This is a genomic window from Rhodobaculum claviforme, from assembly GCF_016653255.1.
Classification (GTDB): Bacteria; Pseudomonadota; Alphaproteobacteria; order Rhodobacterales; family Rhodobacteraceae; genus Rhodobaculum; species Rhodobaculum claviforme.
Genome location: NZ_NHSD01000328.1, coordinates 1 through 17875, shown reverse-complemented (window position 1 = coordinate 17875; position 17875 = coordinate 1). Strand labels below are relative to the sequence as shown.

General features: G+C 72.2%; 21 protein-coding genes, 1 tRNA gene and 1 riboswitch. Of the genes, 9 read left to right on the top strand and 13 right to left on the bottom strand.

Annotated features, from left to right (window positions below; all coding sequences use genetic code 11):
- The 4 genes from CCR87_RS16450 to CCR87_RS16435 all read right to left on the bottom strand — a co-directional run.
- Positions 1–821: FecCD family ABC transporter permease (locus CCR87_RS16450; RefSeq protein WP_201158629.1), on the bottom strand; the 821-nt coding region annotated here is incomplete at its 3' end.
- Positions 818–1657, bottom strand: a complete 840-nt coding sequence (locus CCR87_RS16445; protein ID WP_201158628.1) for an ABC transporter substrate-binding protein — start codon at positions 1655–1657, stop codon at positions 818–820. The genes CCR87_RS16445 and CCR87_RS16450, both read right to left, overlap by 4 nt.
- Positions 1632–3413, bottom strand: a complete 1782-nt coding sequence (locus tag CCR87_RS16440; protein ID WP_201158627.1) for a TonB-dependent receptor plug domain-containing protein — start codon at positions 3411–3413, stop codon at positions 1632–1634. Before CCR87_RS16440 ends, CCR87_RS16445 begins: the two co-directional genes overlap by 26 nt.
- A gap of 244 nt (positions 3414–3657) precedes the next feature.
- Positions 3658–3845: riboswitch (cobalamin riboswitch) on the bottom strand.
- A 53-nt stretch (positions 3846–3898) separates the two neighbouring features.
- Positions 3899–4168: a hypothetical protein gene (locus tag CCR87_RS16435; protein ID WP_201158626.1), complete on the bottom strand. Its 270-nt coding sequence runs from the start codon at positions 4166–4168 to the stop codon at positions 3899–3901.
- Positions 4169–4410: 242 nt separating this feature from the next.
- Between CCR87_RS16435 and CCR87_RS16430 the strand changes: the two genes are divergently transcribed.
- From CCR87_RS16430 to CCR87_RS17565, 3 genes are all read left to right on the top strand, one after another.
- Positions 4411–5364, top strand: a complete 954-nt coding sequence (locus tag CCR87_RS16430) for an NAD(P)H-dependent flavin oxidoreductase (protein WP_201158625.1) — start codon at positions 4411–4413, stop codon at positions 5362–5364.
- Positions 5365–5507: 143 nt separating this feature from the next.
- Positions 5508–6269, top strand: coding sequence for an SDR family NAD(P)-dependent oxidoreductase (locus tag CCR87_RS16425; RefSeq protein WP_201158624.1), 762 nt, complete (start codon positions 5508–5510; stop codon positions 6267–6269).
- Between the two features lie 1052 nt (positions 6270–7321).
- Positions 7322–7456 carry a hypothetical protein gene (locus CCR87_RS17565; RefSeq protein WP_274609790.1) on the top strand — a complete coding sequence of 45 codons (135 nt, stop codon included), beginning with the start codon at positions 7322–7324 and terminating at the stop codon, positions 7454–7456.
- Positions 7457–7792: 336 nt separating this feature from the next.
- Here the strand turns inward: CCR87_RS17565 and CCR87_RS16420 are convergent.
- The 4 genes from CCR87_RS16420 to CCR87_RS16405 all read right to left on the bottom strand — a co-directional run bounded on the left by CCR87_RS16420 (position 7793) and on the right by CCR87_RS16405 (position 11545).
- A tRNA-Arg gene (locus tag CCR87_RS16420) sits at positions 7793–7869 on the bottom strand.
- A 12-nt stretch (positions 7870–7881) separates the two neighbouring features.
- The gene (locus tag CCR87_RS16415) at positions 7882–9273 is read right to left on the bottom strand and encodes a sensor histidine kinase (RefSeq protein ID WP_201158631.1); all 1392 of its coding nucleotides are present in this window, start codon (positions 9271–9273) and stop codon (positions 7882–7884) included.
- Between the two features lie 63 nt (positions 9274–9336).
- Positions 9337–10758 carry a dihydrolipoyl dehydrogenase family protein gene (locus CCR87_RS16410; RefSeq protein ID WP_201158623.1) on the bottom strand — a complete coding sequence of 474 codons (1422 nt, stop codon included), beginning with the start codon at positions 10756–10758 and terminating at the stop codon, positions 9337–9339.
- Positions 10751–11545 carry a TVP38/TMEM64 family protein gene (locus CCR87_RS16405; RefSeq protein ID WP_201158622.1) on the bottom strand — a complete coding sequence of 265 codons (795 nt, stop codon included), beginning with the start codon at positions 11543–11545 and terminating at the stop codon, positions 10751–10753. The genes CCR87_RS16410 and CCR87_RS16405 overlap by 8 nt, the downstream gene beginning before the upstream one ends.
- 187 nt (positions 11546–11732) lie before the next feature.
- On the opposite strand from CCR87_RS16405, the gene rpmH reads away from it, so the two are divergent.
- The 3 genes from rpmH to yidD are packed head-to-tail and all read left to right on the top strand — an operon-like array spanning position 11733 to position 12567.
- The gene (rpmH, locus tag CCR87_RS16400) at positions 11733–11867 is read left to right on the top strand and encodes a 50S ribosomal protein L34 (RefSeq protein WP_201158621.1); all 135 of its coding nucleotides are present in this window, start codon (positions 11733–11735) and stop codon (positions 11865–11867) included.
- 26 nt (positions 11868–11893) lie between these two features.
- Positions 11894–12280, top strand: a complete 387-nt coding sequence (gene rnpA / locus CCR87_RS16395; protein WP_201158620.1) for a ribonuclease P protein component — start codon at positions 11894–11896, stop codon at positions 12278–12280.
- Positions 12277–12567, top strand: coding sequence for a membrane protein insertion efficiency factor YidD (gene yidD / locus CCR87_RS16390; RefSeq protein WP_201158619.1), 291 nt, complete (start codon positions 12277–12279; stop codon positions 12565–12567). Before rnpA ends, yidD begins: the two co-directional genes overlap by 4 nt.
- Before the next feature lie 4 nt (positions 12568–12571).
- On the opposite strand, the gene CCR87_RS16385 is transcribed toward yidD, so the two are convergent.
- From CCR87_RS16385 to nrdR, 3 genes are read right to left on the bottom strand one after another with little or no spacing between them, the layout of a single operon-like run.
- Positions 12572–13177 (bottom strand): riboflavin synthase, encoded by a 606-nt coding sequence (locus CCR87_RS16385; protein ID WP_201158618.1) that lies wholly within the window; start codon positions 13175–13177, stop codon positions 12572–12574.
- A gap of 10 nt (positions 13178–13187) precedes the next feature.
- Positions 13188–14324: a bifunctional diaminohydroxyphosphoribosylaminopyrimidine deaminase/5-amino-6-(5-phosphoribosylamino)uracil reductase RibD gene (ribD, locus tag CCR87_RS16380; RefSeq protein WP_201158630.1), complete on the bottom strand. Its 1137-nt coding sequence runs from the start codon at positions 14322–14324 to the stop codon at positions 13188–13190.
- A gap of 8 nt (positions 14325–14332) precedes the next feature.
- Positions 14333–14800: a transcriptional regulator NrdR gene (gene nrdR / locus CCR87_RS16375; protein ID WP_201158617.1), complete on the bottom strand. Its 468-nt coding sequence runs from the start codon at positions 14798–14800 to the stop codon at positions 14333–14335.
- A 123-nt stretch (positions 14801–14923) separates the two neighbouring features.
- Here nrdR and CCR87_RS16370 point away from each other — a divergent pair, with 123 nt between their 5' ends.
- Positions 14924–15202, top strand: coding sequence for a DUF6476 family protein (locus tag CCR87_RS16370; protein ID WP_201158616.1), 279 nt, complete (start codon positions 14924–14926; stop codon positions 15200–15202).
- Between the two features lie 91 nt (positions 15203–15293).
- Here CCR87_RS16370 and CCR87_RS16365 read toward each other — a convergent pair whose 3' ends face one another.
- On the bottom strand, positions 15294–15749 hold the full coding sequence (locus CCR87_RS16365; protein ID WP_201158615.1) for an NUDIX domain-containing protein: 456 nt from the start codon (positions 15747–15749) through the stop codon (positions 15294–15296).
- A gap of 91 nt (positions 15750–15840) precedes the next feature.
- Here CCR87_RS16365 and CCR87_RS16360 point away from each other — a divergent pair, with 91 nt between their 5' ends.
- Both CCR87_RS16360 and CCR87_RS16355 read left to right on the top strand, forming a co-directional pair.
- Positions 15841–16599 carry an esterase/lipase family protein gene (locus CCR87_RS16360; protein ID WP_201158614.1) on the top strand — a complete coding sequence of 253 codons (759 nt, stop codon included), beginning with the start codon at positions 15841–15843 and terminating at the stop codon, positions 16597–16599.
- 17 nt (positions 16600–16616) lie between these two features.
- Positions 16617–16856 (top strand): GlsB/YeaQ/YmgE family stress response membrane protein, encoded by a 240-nt coding sequence (locus CCR87_RS16355; protein ID WP_201158613.1) that lies wholly within the window; start codon positions 16617–16619, stop codon positions 16854–16856.
- A gap of 35 nt (positions 16857–16891) precedes the next feature.
- Here the strand turns inward: CCR87_RS16355 and CCR87_RS16350 are convergent, their stop codons facing one another.
- Positions 16892–17686, bottom strand: a complete 795-nt coding sequence (locus CCR87_RS16350) for an inositol monophosphatase family protein (RefSeq protein WP_201158612.1) — start codon at positions 17684–17686, stop codon at positions 16892–16894.
- Positions 17687–17875 lie beyond the last annotated feature (189 nt).

Here is a 17875-nt window from a genome sequence, read left to right as displayed (position 1 = left end):
TCTCCGGCCGGTCGATGGCCGACCAGGGGGCGCAGGACATGGGGCACCACCAGTCCGATAAAGCCGATCGCGCCGGCCACCGCTGTTGCAGAACCGACAGCGAGAGCCGTGCCGAGGACCAGCCGCGTGCGGACCGCGGGCAGGTGGAAGCCGAGGCTTTGTGCCGCATCTTCGCCGAGGGTCAACGCATCGAGCGCAGGCGCCACGCTGGCAAGCAGAACCCAGCCGACCGCCATGAACGGCAACGCCAGCCCCAGATGCTCCATCGACCGGCCGGAGAGCGAGCCCAGCAGCCAGAATACGATCTCCAGCGCGGCGTAGGGGCTGGGCGCCAGGTTGAGCGCGAGCGAGGTCAACGCGGCGGCGAATGAGGTGACGGCGACGCCGGCCAGGATCAGCGTCAGCGTGTCGGCGTTGCGTCCTGCCAGCAGCAGGACCAGCAACACCGCCAAGATCGCCCCCGCGATGCCGCCCAGCGGCAGGGCGAGCGCGAACGCGGCGGAGGCACCGGTATAGAGCGTCAGTACCGCGCCCAGTGCTGCCGCGCCGGAGACGCCGATCAATCCTGGCTCGGCCAGCGGGTTGCGCAGGTAGCCCTGCATCACCGCGCCGGCCAGCCCCAACCCGGCGCCGATCAGCGCCGCCAGCACCGTGCGCGGCGCGCGCACCTCGCGCATCACAAGCGCCATCAGCGGGTCGTCGCCCCACACCAGCGCCCGCAGCGCCACCCCCGGCGGCACGCCGGCCGGGCCGATCACCAGCGACGCCATCGCAAGCGCCGTCGCCACCGTGCCCAGCGTCCAGGCCAGCCGCGCGGTCATTCCCCGCCACCCCGCGCCGCGATCAGCGCGGCCACCGCCGCCAGCACATGCGGGGTGCCGCAGGTCCAGTCGCGGTCCGCCAACGCGGCGCCGCGTCCGTGCGCGGGCATCGCGCGCAGGGCGGGGTGGTCCAGCAGCGCCTTCGCCTCGGAGGCGCCGGGGGTGCCACGCCCCATCACCAGCCAGTCGGGATCGGCGAGGATCAGCGCCTCCAGCGCCAGCAACCCGCCGTGCTCCAGCCCCACTTCGGCCGCGATGTTCGACAGCCCCGCCGAGGCCAGGATGTCCCCCGCCAGCGTGCCCGGCCCCCCGGTGAAGCCGCGCGCGTAATACAGCGCCGCCCGCTCGGGCGGCAGGCGGTCGCGGACCCGCGCCATCAGCGCCGCATGATCACGCCGGAAGCGCGCGATCGCCGCATCGGCGGCGTCCTCGCGGCCCAGCACCGCCCCCATCCGCGCCAGGTTCCCCGCGACATCGTCCAGGCTGCGGGCAATGTCGAAACGCACGACCGGGATGCCGAGGCGTTCCAGCATCGCGACCGTGGGCTGGGTGGTGAAGCGCCCCGCGATCACCAGGTCGGGGCGCAGCAGCACGATGTCCTCGGCATGGCCCCGGTTGGCCGGCAGGGCGCGGGCGGCCTCGGCCATCGGCGACATGGCGGGGTCCTGCGCCAACCTGCTGACCGAGACCAGCTGGCCCGGCGCCGCCAGCATCAGCGCCAGCTGGTCGGTGCACAGGTTCATCGAGACCACACGCCGCGGGGCGGGATCGGCCAGCGCCGCCCCGCCCAGACACAGCGCCAGCGCGACGCTAGAAACGGCTCGAAAGACCGACATACAGCGCCCTGTCCGATGTGCCGTAGCCCTGCACCAGCTGGTATTGACGATCCAGCAGGTTGTCGATGCGCACCGTCAACTCCGCCCGGTCGGTCAGCGCATAGGCGAAGCGGGTATTGACCACCCCAAACCCGGGCATCGGCTTGCCCCCGTTGTCAAGACGTCCGCCCAGCGCTTGCAGCGTGGTTGTATGACGCAGTCGGTCCGTCAGCAGGACCTCGGCGCTCAGCGCGAGGTCGTGGCGGGGCACCCGCCACGACCGCTCGCCCGCGCGGTCGCGCGCATCGGTAAAGGTGTAGTTGCCGCCCAGGGTCCAGCGATCCCCCACCATGAGGTCAGCCGTCAGCTCCACCCCGCGACGGCGCGACTGCCCCGGCACGTTGCTGTAACTGGACCCGGCGAAGTCGATGGCATTGCTCAACCGCAGGTCGAACACCGTGATGCCAAACCCGGCCGCACCCAGACGCAGATCCGCGCCAAGCTCCAGGCTGCGGCTGCGCTCGGGCTCCAGCGTGGGATCACCGAAGTCGCTGAACAGCTCAAAGTTCGATGGCGCGCGGAACCCATTGGCGACCGAACCGCGCAGCGTGACCGTATCGGCAACCATCCAGGCACCTGCCAGCCGCCCTGAGGTGAAGCGCCCGAACCGGCTGTGATCGTCCACCCGCGCGCTGGCCTGCAAGTTGACCCCGTCCAGCGGCACCACCAGCGCCTGCACGAACGCCCCCGCGATCCGGGTGGAGCTGTCGAAGGCACCGAAATTGCCGGACTGGTCATAGGCCTCGCGTTCCCAATCGGCGCCATAGACGAGAGTGGTCGCCGCACTCAGCTCGGTCGACCCCAGCCAGTCGATCCGCGTGCGTTCGCCAACATAGGTGTTGTCCGACGGGAAATCCGGTGGCCGCGTCACGAAACGCCGCGACACGCGATAGCGCGAGATCCCCACCTCCTGGGTGCCGGCGCCAGTGGCGAACTCAGCGAACACCCGCGCACCGGCCTCGCGGCGGCGGGTGGTGTTGGGCGCATCGCCGATGGGAAAGCCCTGGTCATAGTCACCGTCGCTGGCCTGCGCGAACCCCGACGCGCCCAGCGTCACCGCGTCGCTGATCGCATGGCGCAGGCTGAACCCCACGCGGCGGGCGCGGAAGCCATCGTCCTCGGTCGCGCCGTCGTTCTCGTCGGCGGCCGAAAACCCGTCCGAGCGGACGAAGGACAGGTTCAGCGCCATCTCGCCGCGCTCGGTGCGCTGCCCGAAGCCATAACGCAGGCCCAGCGTTCGGAAACTGCCGCCCTCGATTTCGGCGGTCTGGGTGATGCCGTCCTCCAGCGCGCCGAGGGTTTCTATGTTGATGACCCCGGCCACGGCCGATCCGCCCCACAGCGCCGATTGCGACCCTCGCAGGATCTCCACCCGGCCGATGTCGGTGCCGCCCAGCGCGCCGAAGTCGAACTCGGAGCGGATCAGGCTGGGGTCGTCGACCCGGATTCCGTCGATGAACGTGGCGACATAGCGCGGCTCGTTACCGCGGATTCGCAGCTGTGTCAGCGTGCCCAGAGGGCCCTGCTGGACCGCCGTGACGCCGGGCTGGCGCGCCAGAACATCCGACAGCTGGAACCTGCCTGCGGCAACAATTTCCTCGCGCCCCACGACGGTGATGGCCGATCCAGTGGCGGTGCGCAGGGTGGGAAAGCGGTTGGCCGAGAACACGACCTCGTCGAGCTGGAACGCGGTCTGGGCCAGGGCGGGGCCGGCCATGGGGGCCGCGACGGCGCACAGAAGTGCGGTTCGGGTCGCCAGCGCGGACAGGGCGGGCGTGGGTGTTGCGGGTCGGGCCGCCGGGGCGGTTGTGGGGGAAATGCGCATGAACCCTCCGTCAGCGCAGGGGGCACGGGGGGGACCGTGCCCATGACAGGTTGCGCCGCAGGGCGCTCCCTGCGGCAGGACGACTTGTCACCGCGACGGTCAGTCTGGCCGTTGCCCGGGCGCCCACCGCGCCCTGACAGGGTGATCGGCTCGGGCAGGTCTCCTGGCTTGCGGGTCATCGCGCGGTCCGCGCCTTCCCGGGGGGACGCCCCAGTGGCCTGTCGCGGACCGCCCTCGCCGCTCACAGTTGCGGGGGCAGCGCCGGGTTTGCACCGGCTTCCCTTTTCACCCCTGTCACGGGGCACCTGAGCGCCACGACGTCTGCACGGCGCGGGCCCCGACTGTCAAGCCGTCCTGACGCCCGGCGGGGGGATGCGTCAATCGCGCAACCATCCCGCCAGCAGCCGCCCCACCAGCATCCCCACCGCCGCCGGCAGGACCAACAGCACCGCGGGCAAGGTGTGGGCCACCCCCTGCGTGCCCGGCAGGAAGCCCCCCGCCACCAGCAGCCCCACCGCCAGCAGCAGCACCGCGAGCGCGATCCACAGCGACACCCGCCGCCCGATATGCACCGCCAGCCACCAGCCGCCGATCGCACCCCCGATGGCACAGCCGATGGCCAGCAGAGTCAGGACAATGAACGGCATGACAGCCTCCGTGCTGGTCCCGACCCTTTGGACGGGCATGCCGGGTATATGGGGCCGCGGCGCCGCGAAACGAAGGGCAGGCCGGGCGATGAGCCCCCGCGCCCCGGGACATGATCCAACCGCGCGCGCCCCGGCCGCAAGAAGGTCCGCCCCCCGTCGCGGCCGCGCACGCACGCGGGGGGGGCTTGCGCGCGCGGGTGCGGCCGGTGTTACTCGGGCGCACCGCACCCGGAGGGCCGCCGATGCCACACCCCGACCGCCTGCCCCCCGCCCTGCGCCGCAATCTGGCGGTTCCGGTGGTGGCGGCGCCCATGTTCCTCGCCTCCGGCCCCGATCTGGTGGTCGAGGCCTGCGCGTCCGGCGTCATCGGGACCTTTCCGGCGCTGAACCAGCGCACCACGGCGGGGTTCGCCGACTGGGTGCGGCAGATCCAGCGGCGGCTGGCCGCCACACCCGCCCCCGCCGCCTTTGGCGTGAACCTGATCGTGCACCGCTCCAACCCGCGACTGGCGGCGGACCTGGAGGTCTGCATCGCGGCGCGGGTGCCGCTGGTCATCACCTCGCTGGGGGCGGTGCCGGACCTGGTGGCGCGGGTGCAGGCCTATGGCGGGCTGGTGTTCCACGATGTCATCAGCGCGCGCCACGCCGAGAAGGCCGCCGCCGCCGGGGTGGACGGGATCGTGGCGGTGGCGGCCGGCGCGGGCGGGCATGCCGGTACCCTGAACCCGTTCGCCCTGCTGACCGAGGTGCGGCGCCACTTTGCCGGGCCCATCGCACTCGCGGGCGCGATCAATTCGGGGGCCGAGGTGCTGGCGGCACGCGCGCTGGGCGCGGACCTGGCCTGGGTCGGCACGCGGTTTCTGGCCACCCGCGAGGCGATGATCGCCGACGGCCACAAGCAGATGATCGCGCGGGCGCGCGCGGGCGACATCGTCTATACCGACCGGGTCAGCGGGGTGCCGGGCAACTTCCTGCGCGACAGCCTTGGCACGGTGCTGGACGACACCGGGGCCCGGACCCTCGACATCGGGGCCGAGGTCAAGGCCTGGCGGGACGCCTGGTCGGCCGGACAGGGTGTCGGCGGCATCACCGACATCCCGTCCACGGCCGCGCTGTGCCACCGCATCGCCACCGAATACACCGAGGCCCGCGCCCGCCTGATGTCCGACCCCCTTGCCCCGCCGCGCCGACCATGACCGCATCCCCGCGACAGGGTCAGGACCACCTTTCGCCTCCCCCGCCGGGCGCATAGGATCACCACGGCCGCGCGCCCCGGTCATGCCCCGGCCACCGCGCCCAGCACCACGACACGACGCAGGATACCTACGGAGGAGAGCCCATGCAGACCAAGGACATCGCAGCCCTCGTGACCGGTGGCGGATCGGGACTGGGCGAGGCAACGGCGCGCGCGCTTGCCGCCGATGGTGCGCGGGTCGCGATCCTGGACCGCAACATGGACGCGGCACGGGCGGTGGCGCAGGACATCGGCGCGCTGGCCATCGACTGCGATGTCACCAGCGCCGACGCGGCCGAGGCCGCCCTCGCGCGCGCCGCCGAGGCGCATGGCCCCGCGCGGATCCTCGTGAACTGTGCGGGCGTCGGCCCCGCGCAGAAGATCCTGGGCCGCAAGGGGCTGATGCCGCTCGATGACTTCCGCAAGGTGGTGGAGATCAACCTGGTCGGCAGCTTCAACATGCTGCGGCTGTTCGTGGCCGGGGCCGCCGATCTGGCGCCGCTGGCATCGGGCGAGCGGGGGGTGGTCGTCAACACCGCCTCGGTCGCGGCCTATGACGGGCAGATCGGACAGACGGCCTATGCCGCGTCCAAGGGCGGGGTGGTCGGGCTGACCCTGCCGGCCGCGCGCGAGCTGGCGTCCATGGCCATCCGCGTCGTCACCATCGCGCCGGGGCTGTTCGGCACGCCGATGCTGCGCGCGCTGCCGCAGGACGCGCAAGACAGCCTGTCGGCCTCGGTCCCGTTCCCCGCGCGCTTGGGCGAGCCGTCGGAATACGCCGATCTGGTGCGCTACATCCTGTCGGCCGAGATGCTGAATGGCGAGGTGATCCGCCTCGACGGCGCACTGCGCATGGCGCCACGCTGAACAGCGCTGCCGCTCGGGCTACGGCGATCCCCTGTGCCGCGCGGGCGGTGCGTGCCAACGCAGGTGCCGCTTGGGATGGGGTCTTGCGGCGCGCGGTTCCCGGCCTGCCATGGGCGCCGCCGCCAGCTTGCCGGGGGAGGCGTGTCGGCGCCCCCATGGCCTCCGGGCACGGAGTGTCGCTGCAGACCCGCGGTCGGCTGAAGGAGGGGGGGGGACGCTCGGGCGCTCCATGCGGTCTTCATCGTCGCGCCCTTCATCGGGCTGCCGTTGCAGGCCGTGCAGGATCGGCGGGTTGATGACGGCCCCCTCCGCCCCGGACCGGACGCTCCAGCAGGCCGGCCGCGCGCTCATGGACCTCCGCGCCGGTGATCTTGCGGCGGAAGATGTCGACGAAGGGGTGGCAGCAGAAGCTCCATGCCCGGCACCGGCCCGGGCAGCCAGATGTCCCTGCTCCAGACCTCGCGCGGCCCCTTCGCCTGGAAACTCGCGGGCGGTCTTGAGCGGCTGGGCCGACGGGCGCGGCCACGGCGATGGGTCTGTCCATGTTCGCGCAACACCCGGCAGAAGCCGGGGTCCGAGGCGGTGCATTCCCCTGTCGTCCGCCAGCTTCGGCACGATCTGGCCGGGGGGCAGGCTCGCGGCCTGCGGCGCGTCGCAGGTGGCGACGATCCGGTCACGCTCCGCCTTGGGCAGCCGGTTGGCCGGGGCGGGGCGCGCGGCCAAGGTGGGGCAGGTCCGCGCCCACCGCGCCATCCGAGGCGTTCCAGTGCCGCAGGGTGCGGGCGTCGCGGCCCAACTCGGCGCAGGCCGCAGCCCGGCTGCGCATCTGCGGCCATCGCGTCATCGACAAGGGCAACGATCTCCTTGCGATCCGGAGCCGGGGTCATTCGTCCCTGGCCGGCATCCTGGGGCGCATTGAAGCCGATGTGCGGGCATCCCGACGCATCCCCCGCCCGGGCGTGCCGCCGATGGAACGGGGCCGTGCGGCGATACCCTGGCGGCGATGCTGACCCGGGCGACGCCCGGCGCGACCTGATGGCGGGGCGCGGAACATGACCCTGCGGCGACGGCTCGACCGGCTCGAAGCCCGGCACGGCGGCAAATCCGTGACCACTACGGATATGTCGGTGCTCCGCCCGGTCGTGACACCCGGCGCGGCCGGGCCGGTGAACCGTGGCGGCATCTGACCCGCGAACCGTGCGCGGGCCTGGGCGCCTTTACGGCCCGGGCTCGGGGGGAGTGCTGACCGGGTCCCGATGGTGGCTCAATCCGGGGGGGAGTTTTACTGTCTCGCTCCGCGCCCGGGGCATGGCACCACGGCTGACCTGTCACAGCCCCGGCGCCGACCCCTGCGGAAGAAGATCAGAAAGCCCCACGCCCTGTGCCCCACCCGAAGCGCTCGGGACGGGCGACGTTCCGCCACCTTCCGGCGTCAATCGGCGTCGCGGCGGGGGCCATGAAGGGGCAACCTGCGCAATGGCGGACCTGCCGGTCTGACACAACTCTCGCTTCCTGCGGACAAATGGCGCACCCGAAGAGATTCGAACTCCTGACCCCCAGATTCGTAGTCTGGTGCTCTATCCAGCTGAGCTACGGGTGCGTTGGGGGGTCTCTAACCGGAGCCGCCGCGCTTTGCAAGGGCGGTTTCGGGGGATGTGGCCGCAAGGGACTTGGGCAGGCGGATGAGGAACTCGGTGCCGTCGGCGTCGGTGCGCCACAGCTCCAGCGTGCCGCCGTGGCCGCGCACCAGCTCGGCCGAGATCGCGAGGCCGAGGCCGATGCCGCCCTTGCGCGCGCCGCCGGAAAACGCGGTGAACAGATGCTCGCGGGCCTTGTCGGGCAAGCCGGGGCCGGTGTCGCCGACGCGAATCCACCAGGCGGCGTCGTCCTCGCCGGCGCCGATCTCGATGGTGCCGGGGGCGCCGGTGGCCTCGATCGCCTGGCGGGCGTTGCGCACCAGGTTCGACAGCACGCGGAACAGCTGTTCGGGATCGGCGCGCACGGTCAGCTGCGCAGGCGTGTCGAGCAGGAACTCCACCGTGCTGTCCTCGGGCAGCGCGAGGCGCTCGTTCTCCACCACATCGGCCACCAGCGGCGCCAGCGCGAGGCGTTGCAGCCGGGGCGGGGGTTCCTGCGCCTTGCCGAAGGCCAGCGTCGCCTCGCACAGGTTCACCGCCCGCGAGATCGAGCCCACCAGCTTGGGCGCCGCGCGCGCCACCGCGGGATCGTTGGAGGTCTCCATCCGGTCGGCCAGCAGCGAGGCCGTGGACAGGATGTTGCGCAGATCGTGGCTGACCTTGGCCACCGCGCCGCCAAGCTGGGCCAGACGCTCCTTCTGGCGCAGCGCGCCGGTCAGCTGGGTCTGCAGGGTGGCCAGCGCGTCCTCGGCGGCACGCAGTTCGCGGATGCGCGCGGTGGGGGCGATGACGCGGGTGGCGTCCTCGGGGGCCTCGGCATAGGCGGTCATGTGGCGCACCACCCGGCCGATGGGCGTCAGGATCAGATAACGTACGGCGATGAACAGAAGCGTCGCGGTCATCACGGCGATGATGGCCGACAGCGCCAGCACGCGGGCGCCGAACTCCAGCATCTCGCGGCGCAGGGGGCCGGTCTCGATGGTGACCTCGATCAGCAGGCCCGCCTCGCGCACGGGGTCGCCGATGACGCGGACCACGCGGTTTTCGCGGTCCATCAGCACCCGGGCGGCGTCGCGGATCAGCACCCAGGGACCGGGGTCGCGCAGGTCATGGGTGGCGTGGATCGGCGCCGGGATGGGCGAGGACAGCACCAGCTCGCGCAGCTCGTCCCGGCGCAGCACGACGTTGAACACGCCCGCGTTGGCCAGAAGCTCGGCCTCCAGCGGCTCCTCGATCAGGCTGTCGGAGGCCAGCACCGCCAGCGAGGCGATCTGCGCGCGCTCCAGCCGCGCCAGCAGATAATCCATGCGATACCGCGCCACCGATGGCACGAAGATCATCACCTCGGCCAGCATGACGAACACCATCGTCAGAAGCAGAAATCGCCCCGACAGGGAATTGACCACAGATCCCTCGCACGCCTTTGGCGGTCACGGCAGCAGACGCTGCACCAGCCGGACCACACGCTTGAGGGGAGCATTACCAAAGAGCTTCGGTGAAAAATAGGCGCCAGCGGCACGTTTGCCCACCTCCGCCAGCGTGGGGTAAGGCAGGACCACCCCGGCCATCGCGCTCAGCCGCAGCCGCTGGGCAATCGCCAGCGACCACGGCGCGATCAGCTCGCCCGCCTGGGGGCCTGCGATGCCCGCGCCGATCGGGCGGCCGCGGTGGATCACCAGCTTGACCATGCCGTCGGTGCGCAGGGTCGCGCGGGCGCGGTCGTTGTCGGCAAAGGGAAAGGTCACGACCTCCACCCGGTCGCCGAAGCGCGCGCGGGCCTCGGCCTCCGTCAGGCCGACATGGGCCAGCTCGGGGTCGGTGTAGGTGGCACGCGGGATGTGATCGGTGCGCACCCGCGCCGGCAGCCCCAGCACGGCCGAACGGATCACGATACCCGCGTGATAGCCCGCCAGATGGGTGAACTGCCCCTGCCCCGCGGCATCCCCGATGGCATAGGCGCGCCGGTTGGTGGTGCGCAGCCGCGCGTCCACCGTGACGCCCGCGTCGGTGTGGGCGATGCCCGCGGCCTCCAGCCCCAGCCGCTCCAGCGCGGGGCGGCGGCCGGCGGCCACCAGCAGGTGCGAACCCGCCACCCGGCGCCCGTCCGCCAGCGTGACGTTCAGCGCGCCCTCGGTCCCGGCGACGGCCGTGATGGCGGTGCCCTCGATGACCTCCACCCCTTCGGCGCGCAGGCGCTCCAGCACGATGGCCGCCAGCTCGGGTTCCTCACGCGCGAGCGGGCGGCCGGCCTCGATCACCGTGACCCGGCTGCCGAGGCGTCGGTGCGCCTGCGCCATCTCCATCCCGATGGGCCCGCCGCCCAGCACGATCAGGTGGAACGGCCGTACCGCCAGCCCGAACACCGTCTCGTTGGTCAGGTACGGCACCTGCGCGAGGCCCGGCACCGGCGGGATCGCCGGGGTCGACCCGGTGGCGATGACGAATCGGCGCGCGCGGATCCGCAGCCCGCCCGCGACGACCTCGCGCGGGTCGGTGAAGCGCGCCCAGTCCCGGATCACCCGCACGCCCAGGCCCTCGAATCGCTCCACGCTGTCGTGGGGGGCGATCCCGGCGATGACACGGGCGACATGGTCGCGCACGGCGGTGCGGTCGATCTCGGGCGCCACCGGGGCGACGCCGAAGGGCCCGCCCGCCCCCATCGCATGCGCGGCATGGGCCGCCGCGATCAGCGCCTTGGAGGGCACGCAGCCATGGTTGAGGCAGTCGCCCCCCATCGCGGCGCCCTCGACCAGCACCACGCGGGCGCCCATCTGCACCGCGCCCGCCGCCACCGACAGCCCGCCCGAGCCGCCGCCGATCACGCAGATATCGGTATGCAGGACCTCAGCCATCGGGAAACGCCTTCTTGCGGCGCAACCGCAGCACCGTCGGCAGCGCCGACAGCGCCGCCAGCCCCAGAAGCGGCCCCAGCACCGGCCACTCGAAGATCAGGCCCAGATCGGGCGTCTCGCCGCGTGCGAACACATCGCCCAGCCCCGCCCCCACCCAAGTGTAGACGAAGCCGCCGGGGATGATCCCCAGAAACGTCGCCCCGGCAAACGGCGCCAGCCGCATCCCCAGCAGCGCCGCGGCGATGTTGGTCGCAAAGAAGGGAATCACCGGGATCAGCCGCACCGAGACAAGCGCCGAGAAGGCGTTTTCGTCGATCGCCGCTCGAAAGCGCTGCATCCGGCCCTCGCTGACCTCCATCCGTGCGGCCACCCGCGCGCCGATGCCCCAGCGCACCGCCAGAAAGATCAGCACCGACCCCACCGTGGCCGAGACGACGTTGAACAGAACCCCCGGAAACAGTCCGAACAGGAACCCCCCCGTCAGCGAGGCGATCAACGCCCCCGGCAGGGCGAACAGGACCACCGCGACATAGGTCGCCATGAACGCCAGTACCGTCAGCCCGTAATGGGCATCGCGGAACGCCAGCAGCGCCTCGCGGTTGTCGCGCAGCGCCTCGAAGCCGATGCGGTCGCCGAACAGCACCGCGCCGGTCACCGCCACCACCGCGATCGCCAGCACAAGCCCCAGCCGCAGCGCCCGCCGCAGGGGGGGGTCGGAGCGCGGCTCGGCGCCACGGCCCACCCGGATGTCAGGGCCCGCCGAAGGCCCGGTCCGGCGTCGTGTCATCGCGTCAGTCCCCCGTTGCATGGCCCCATGGCCCGTGGCGCGCGCCCGCGAATTGACATGACGGCGCCGGTCGCATATCTGCCGCGGGTCAAGACGCGACGCCGCGGTCCGTTCCGTGGCATGGCGCACCCGCCGCCACCGATGTTCGCCCACGGCACATAGCCCGACCACGCAGGATACCAGACCGATGAAACGCACCTACCAGCCCTCGAACCTCGTCCGCAAGCGCCGGCACGGTTTCCGTGCGCGCATGGCCACCAAGGCGGGGCGCAAGATCATCAACCTGCGCCGCGCGCAGGGCCGCAAGAAGCTGACGGCCTGATCCCGGACCGGCCTGCGGTGGCGGCGATGTCCGCACAGGTGGCAACCATCCCGCGGCGCGCGGATTTCCTGCGCGCCGCCCGCGCCCGCCGCCACGGCACGCCTGCGTTCCTTGTGCAGGCCCGATACCGCGCTCCAGACTCCGGCGCCTCCGCTGCCTCCCCGTCGATGGAGGCCGCGTCCGATGCGATTCGCGTCGGGCTGACCTGCTCGAAGAAGGTCGGCAATGCCGTGGTGCGCAACCGTGCCCGCCGTCGGCTGCGCGCGCTGGCGAACGAGGTGCTGCCGCAGCATGGGCGGCCCGGCTGGGACTATGTTCTGGTGGGTCGGCATGGCGCGACCGTCAGCCATGATTTCGCCGCGATGCGCAACGATCTGCTGCGGGCGCTGGCCCGGCTGCACCCCCCCGCATGAGCCCCGGCGCCTGGCTTCTGGCGCTCCCGGTGCGGGCCTATCGGCTGCTGTGGTCGCCCTGGGTCGGGCACAACTGTCGCTACCAGCCCACCTGTTCCGCCTATGCGCTGGAGGCACTGTCGCGCCACGGGGCGCTTCGGGGCGGCTGGCTGGCGCTGCGGCGCATCGGGCGATGCCATCCCTGGGGGGCGTCGGGCTACGACCCGGTGCCCGGCGCCGATCCCGAGCATGATCGCCAGAACGGCACCCGCCCCGACGCGCGGCCGCGGAACGACCCCGGGCGCTGACGCCTCAGGCCGCCTGCCACTCCCGCAGGCGGGCGACGTAGCGGGCCAGCGTGTCGATCTCCAGGTTCACCAAATCGCCCTCGGACACACGGCCCCAGGTGGTGACGGCCCGGGTGTGGGGGATGAGGTTGACGCCGAAAGTGGCGCCCTCGACCTCGTTGACCGTGAGCGACGTGCCATCCAGCGCGACCGAGCCCTTGGGGGCGATGAAGCCCGCCAGCCGCCCGGGCGCGCGGAAGGTGATGCGCAGACTGTCGCCCTCGGGGCGCAGGGCGGTGATCTCGGCGGTGCCGTCGACATGGCCCGAGACGATGTGGCCGCCCAGCTCGTCGCCCACGCGCAGCGCACGTTCCAGGTTGATGGGCTGGCCGGGGGTCCAGCGGCCCAGCGTGGTCATGGACAGCGTCTCGGCCGAGGCCTGGACGGCAAACCACCCCTGCGCGCCGTCGTGGCCGGTCGCCACCACCGTCAGGCACACCCCGTTGCAGGCAATGGACGCGCCAAGGTCGATCCCCGCCACGTCATAGGCGGTGGCGATCTTCAGGGTCGTGTCGCCCCGCGCCTCGGAGGAGATCAGGCGCCCGACATCGGTGATGATACCTGTGAACATGAGCGGCGATCTAGCGCGCGCCGGGCCCCTGCGCAAGGCTGTCGGGGGCACGCTCCCACAGCTGCAGGACGTCGCCTGCCAGCGCCTCGGCGCGCAGCAGGCGCAGGCGGGGCGCGGCGGCCAGACGGTCCACGCCCAGCGCGCCCAGCATCGCGCGCCCGTCGCCGCCCAGCGCCACCCCGGCGGTGAACAGATGCAGCGCATCCACCAGATCGGCGGCCAGAAGGGCTGCGGCCAGCTGCCCGCCCCCCTCGCAGAACACCCGCGTCAGGCCGGCGGCCCCCAGCGCCGACAGCATCGCCGCCGGCGCCATGCCCGGCACCGCGATCAGCCGCGCGCCGGTGGCGGTCCATTCCGCGGCCCGGGCGGGCGGCGTGCGCGCGGGGTCGTGCAGCAGCCACAGCGGCACGTCGCGCGCACTGCGCCCCAGCGCGCAGCCGGGGTCCAGGTCGAGGTCGCCAGTCGCCACCACCCGCACCGGCTGCGGCACACAGCCCAGCCCCCGCACCGTCAGCATCGGGTCATCCGCCCGCGCCGTCCCCGCCCCCACCAGCACCGCGTCATGGCAGGCCCGCAGCGCATGCACCCGCGCCCGCGCGCCCGGACCCGTGATCCAGCGGCTTTCGCCCGTGGCGGTGGCGATGCGCCCATCGAGGCTCGCGGCCAGTTTCAGCGCCAGCAGCGGCCGCCCCACGGTCTGGCGCAGCAGAAAGCCGCGTTGCAGGCGGGCGGCGGCGACGGTCTCCACCCCGGTGGTCACATCGACCCCGGCGGCGCGCAGCACCGCGTGGCCCCGACCGCACACGCGGGGGTCGGGGTCGTCGAACGGCGTGACCACCCGCGCCAGCCCCGCCGCCACCAGCGCATCGGCACAGGGCGGCGTGCGGCCGTGGTGGGCGCAGGGCTCCAGGCTGACATAGGCGGTGGCGCCGCGCGCAGCACTGCCCGCGCGCGCCAGCGCCTCGGCCTCGGCGTGGGGGCGGCCGCCGGGCTGGGTCCAGCCGCGCCCGACCACGCGGCCCCGGTTGACGATCACGCAGCCCACGGCCGGGTTGGGCCAGACGCGCCCCAACCCCCGGGCCGCCAGGCCCAGCGCCACGCGCATCCACCGGGCGTCCTGCGCGCTGGCGTCGCCGCCGGCGGGCATCGTGCCGGTCACTCCCCGGCCGGGGACTGCGGACGCAACTCCGAGACGAACTTGTCGAAATCGTCGGCGGCCTGGAAATTCTTGTAAACGCTCGCAAACCGGACATAGGCAACGGTGTCGATGCGCGCCAGCGTCTCCATCACGATCTCGCCGATGGTGCGCGAGGGGATATCGACATCGCCCATGCTCTCCAGCCGTCGCACGATGCCCGAGATCATCTGGTCCAGCCGCTCCGGCTCGATCGGGCGTTTCTGCATGGCGATGCGGATGGAGCGTTCCATCTTGTCGCGGTCGAACGCCTCGCGCTTGCCCGAGGATTTGACCACCACCAGATCGCGCAGCTGCACCCGCTCATAGGTGGTGAACCGCCCCGCACAGGCCGGGCAGAACCGGCGCCGGCGGATGGCGACGTGATCCTCGGCGGGCCGCGAGTCCTTGACCTGGGTGTCGATATTTCCGCAGAACGGACAGCGCATCACCTGATCCCTGTAGCAGTGGGGCCATTTCCCACGACGACTATAGGAAACACCCGAGGGATTGGGTAGGGGCAATCCCGACCCCAAGATGTGGGGCCATGACGGAGCGCATCCATGCCGGACATGCCTGACGCCCCCCCGCCCGAGCTGCGGTTCCTCAAGATCCTCGTGGGGGGGCTGGCGGTGGTGATGGCCGGCGGCATCATCACGCTGGTGGCGCTGGTGGCGCTGCGCCTGCCCGCGCCCGCGCCGCCCCTGCCGGATGCGATCACCCTGCCCGACGGGCTGAGCGCCGAGGCGGTGACCCTGGGCCGCGACTTCATCGCCGTGGTGGTGGAGGGGGAGATCCTGATCTTCGATCGTGCCGACGGCGGGCTGCGGCAGCGCGTGGCGCTGGACTGACCGACCAGCGCGCGATCCCGGCCGACGCGCCATCCCGGGCGCGAACCCGGCCAACGCGCCATCTCGGGCGCGATCCCGGCGCCCGGTCCGATCAGCGCACGATGGGTTCCAGCGGGTCATAGCCCGGGCCCGTACGCCAGGCGACATCGGCCAGGCTGTCGGGTTTGAACCGCAGCGCGCGCAGCTCGGCCTCGGTCACGAATCGGCGGCGATCCACCACCCCCTCCGGATCGCGCCAGGCGGGATCGGCGCCGCCGTTCACCAGACCGGCGGTGATGGTGGCGCGGAAATACACGTCGCACTGGTGGAAATCACCGTGGGGGTCGTGGAACTCGTTGACGAGGCAGGGCGCGCCCACGGTGACGCGCAGGCCGGTTTCCTCGGCGACCTCGCGCATCAGGTTGTCGGGCAGGGACTGTCCGGGCTGCACCCCGCCCCCGGGCGCGCACCACAGATCGCTGTGCCCGCCGGGCCATGCGTTGACCACCAGCAGCCGCCCCGCATGCAGGATCACGGCGCGAACGGCAAGGCGGACGGGGCGGGCCATGGCGACGGGATGCCCGCCTCGCGCCGATTTGTCCACCGCAGGGGGCCGCGGATATCTCGCCTTTCGCGGCGCCGGCGGCTATTCAGTCCCGATGATACGCGTGCTCAGCCTTCTCGTCGGTCTTGCCCTGTCCGTGGGCGGTGCGACCGCCGCAGCCGACCCCGAAACCGCCGCCCGGCCCGGTGATTGTGTGGTCCTGCTGCACGGCCTGGCACGCAGCGAAGTGTCGATGATCGCCATCGCGGAGGTGCTGGAGCGCCGCGGCTATGGCGTGATCAACGAGGGGTACCCCTCCACCGACGCCTCCATCGACGAGCTGGTGACCCGGGTGGGCGCGGCGGTGGCCGACTGCGGCGACGCGCGCGTCCATTTCGTGACGCATTCGATGGGCGGCATCCTGCTGCGCGCCTGGCTGGCCGACCACCGTCCGGCGCGGATGGGCCGGGTGGTGATGCTGGCGCCGCCCAACCGCGGCTCGGAACTGGTGGATGTCTTCGGCGAGTGGGAGCCGTTCCGCTGGATCAACGGCCCGGCCGGGCTGCAACTGGGCACCGACGCCGAATCGGTTCCCAACCTGTTGCCGACGCCCGACTACGACCTTGGCATCATCGCGGGGGATTTCTCGCTCAACCCGGTGTATTCCTCGATGATCGAGGGCGATGACGACGGCAAGGTCTCGGTCGAGAGTACCCGGCTGACGGGCATGACCGATCACATCGTGCTGCCGGTCAGCCACAGTTTCATGATGCTCAACATGCTGGCGATCGCACAGGTGGTGCTGTTCCTGGAGGACGGCGCCTTCGCGCCCGGCCTCGGGCTGGGCGGGGCCATCGGCCTGCTGATCGACTGAGGGGGGCCGGGGCACGGATGCCGGTTCTGATCTATCTGATGCTGGGGGCGGCGGCGGGGTATCTGGGGGCCCGCGCCATGGGATTTCGCAGCGACCCGGTCACGGTGCTGGCGCTGGGGGGGCTGGGCGCGCTGGCGGCGGTGATGGGGCTGCGGCTGGCCGCAGGTGTGGCGCAGACCGGCGCCACCGCCGCCGCCGCGGTGGGCGGCGCGCTGGCGGTTCTGTGGCTGTGGCGCGTGCTGGTGGAACGGCGCTGACGCCCGCTCAGGGGCGCGCCCTCGATGACGCCCGCTCAGGATTCGTTGCGGATGATGCGCGCGAAGGGATCGAAGATCTCGGGGTTGGCGGCGATCACCGATCCGGTCTTCGCAAGCTTGGTGCCCGGCGTCAGCGCCTCGGCAAAGCCGCCCGCCTCGCGCACGATGATCAGCCCGGCGGCGATGTCCCACAGGTTCAGCCGCCGTTCCCAATAGCCGTCGTACCGCCCGGCCGCCACGAAGCACAGATCCAGCGACGCGGCCCCCCAGCGCCGCACCCCCGCGCAGGCCGGCATCAGGCGCGCCAGATCCTGCAACGCCGCCGGCAGGCTGGCCGACAGCCCGCCAAAGGGGATGCCGGTGGCGAACACGCACTCGATCATCTGCCGCCGCCCCGACACCCGCATCCGACGATCGTTGAGGAACGCGCCCACGCCCTTTTCGGCCCAGAACAGCTCGTCCTTGGCGGGGTCATAGACGACGCCGGCGACGACCTCTCCCTTGTGCTCCAGCGCGATGGAGATCGCCCAGTGCGGCAACCCGTGCAGGAAGTTCGTGGTCCCGTCCAGCGGATCGACGATCCAGCGGCGGGTGGGGTCCTGGCCCGGCGTCTCGCCGGTTTCCTCGCCCAGCCAGCCATAGGTGGGGCGTGCGCCCAGCAGCTCGTCGCGCAGGGTCTGTTCGGCGGCGATGTCGGCGCGGCTGACAAAGTCACCCGCCCCCTTGGAGGACACCTGGAGGTTCTCGACCTCGCGGAAGTCCTTCACCAGGCCGCGACCGGCCTTGCGGGCGGCGCGGATCATCAGGTTCAGGTTGGCGCTGCCCAGCATCAAGGTCCTCCGTCGCGCTGCCGGTCGGCCGTATAGGCGCGGCGGGGGCCAAAGGAAAGCCCGCACCGCGTGCCCGCCCCCGTGGCACCGCGGAATTGCGCCGCGCGCTATTGCAAACGATTATCATTAGCGTATCTCTCGGGCAGGACCGATCACTCCGGAGGACAGACCCATGCCCCACACCCCGAC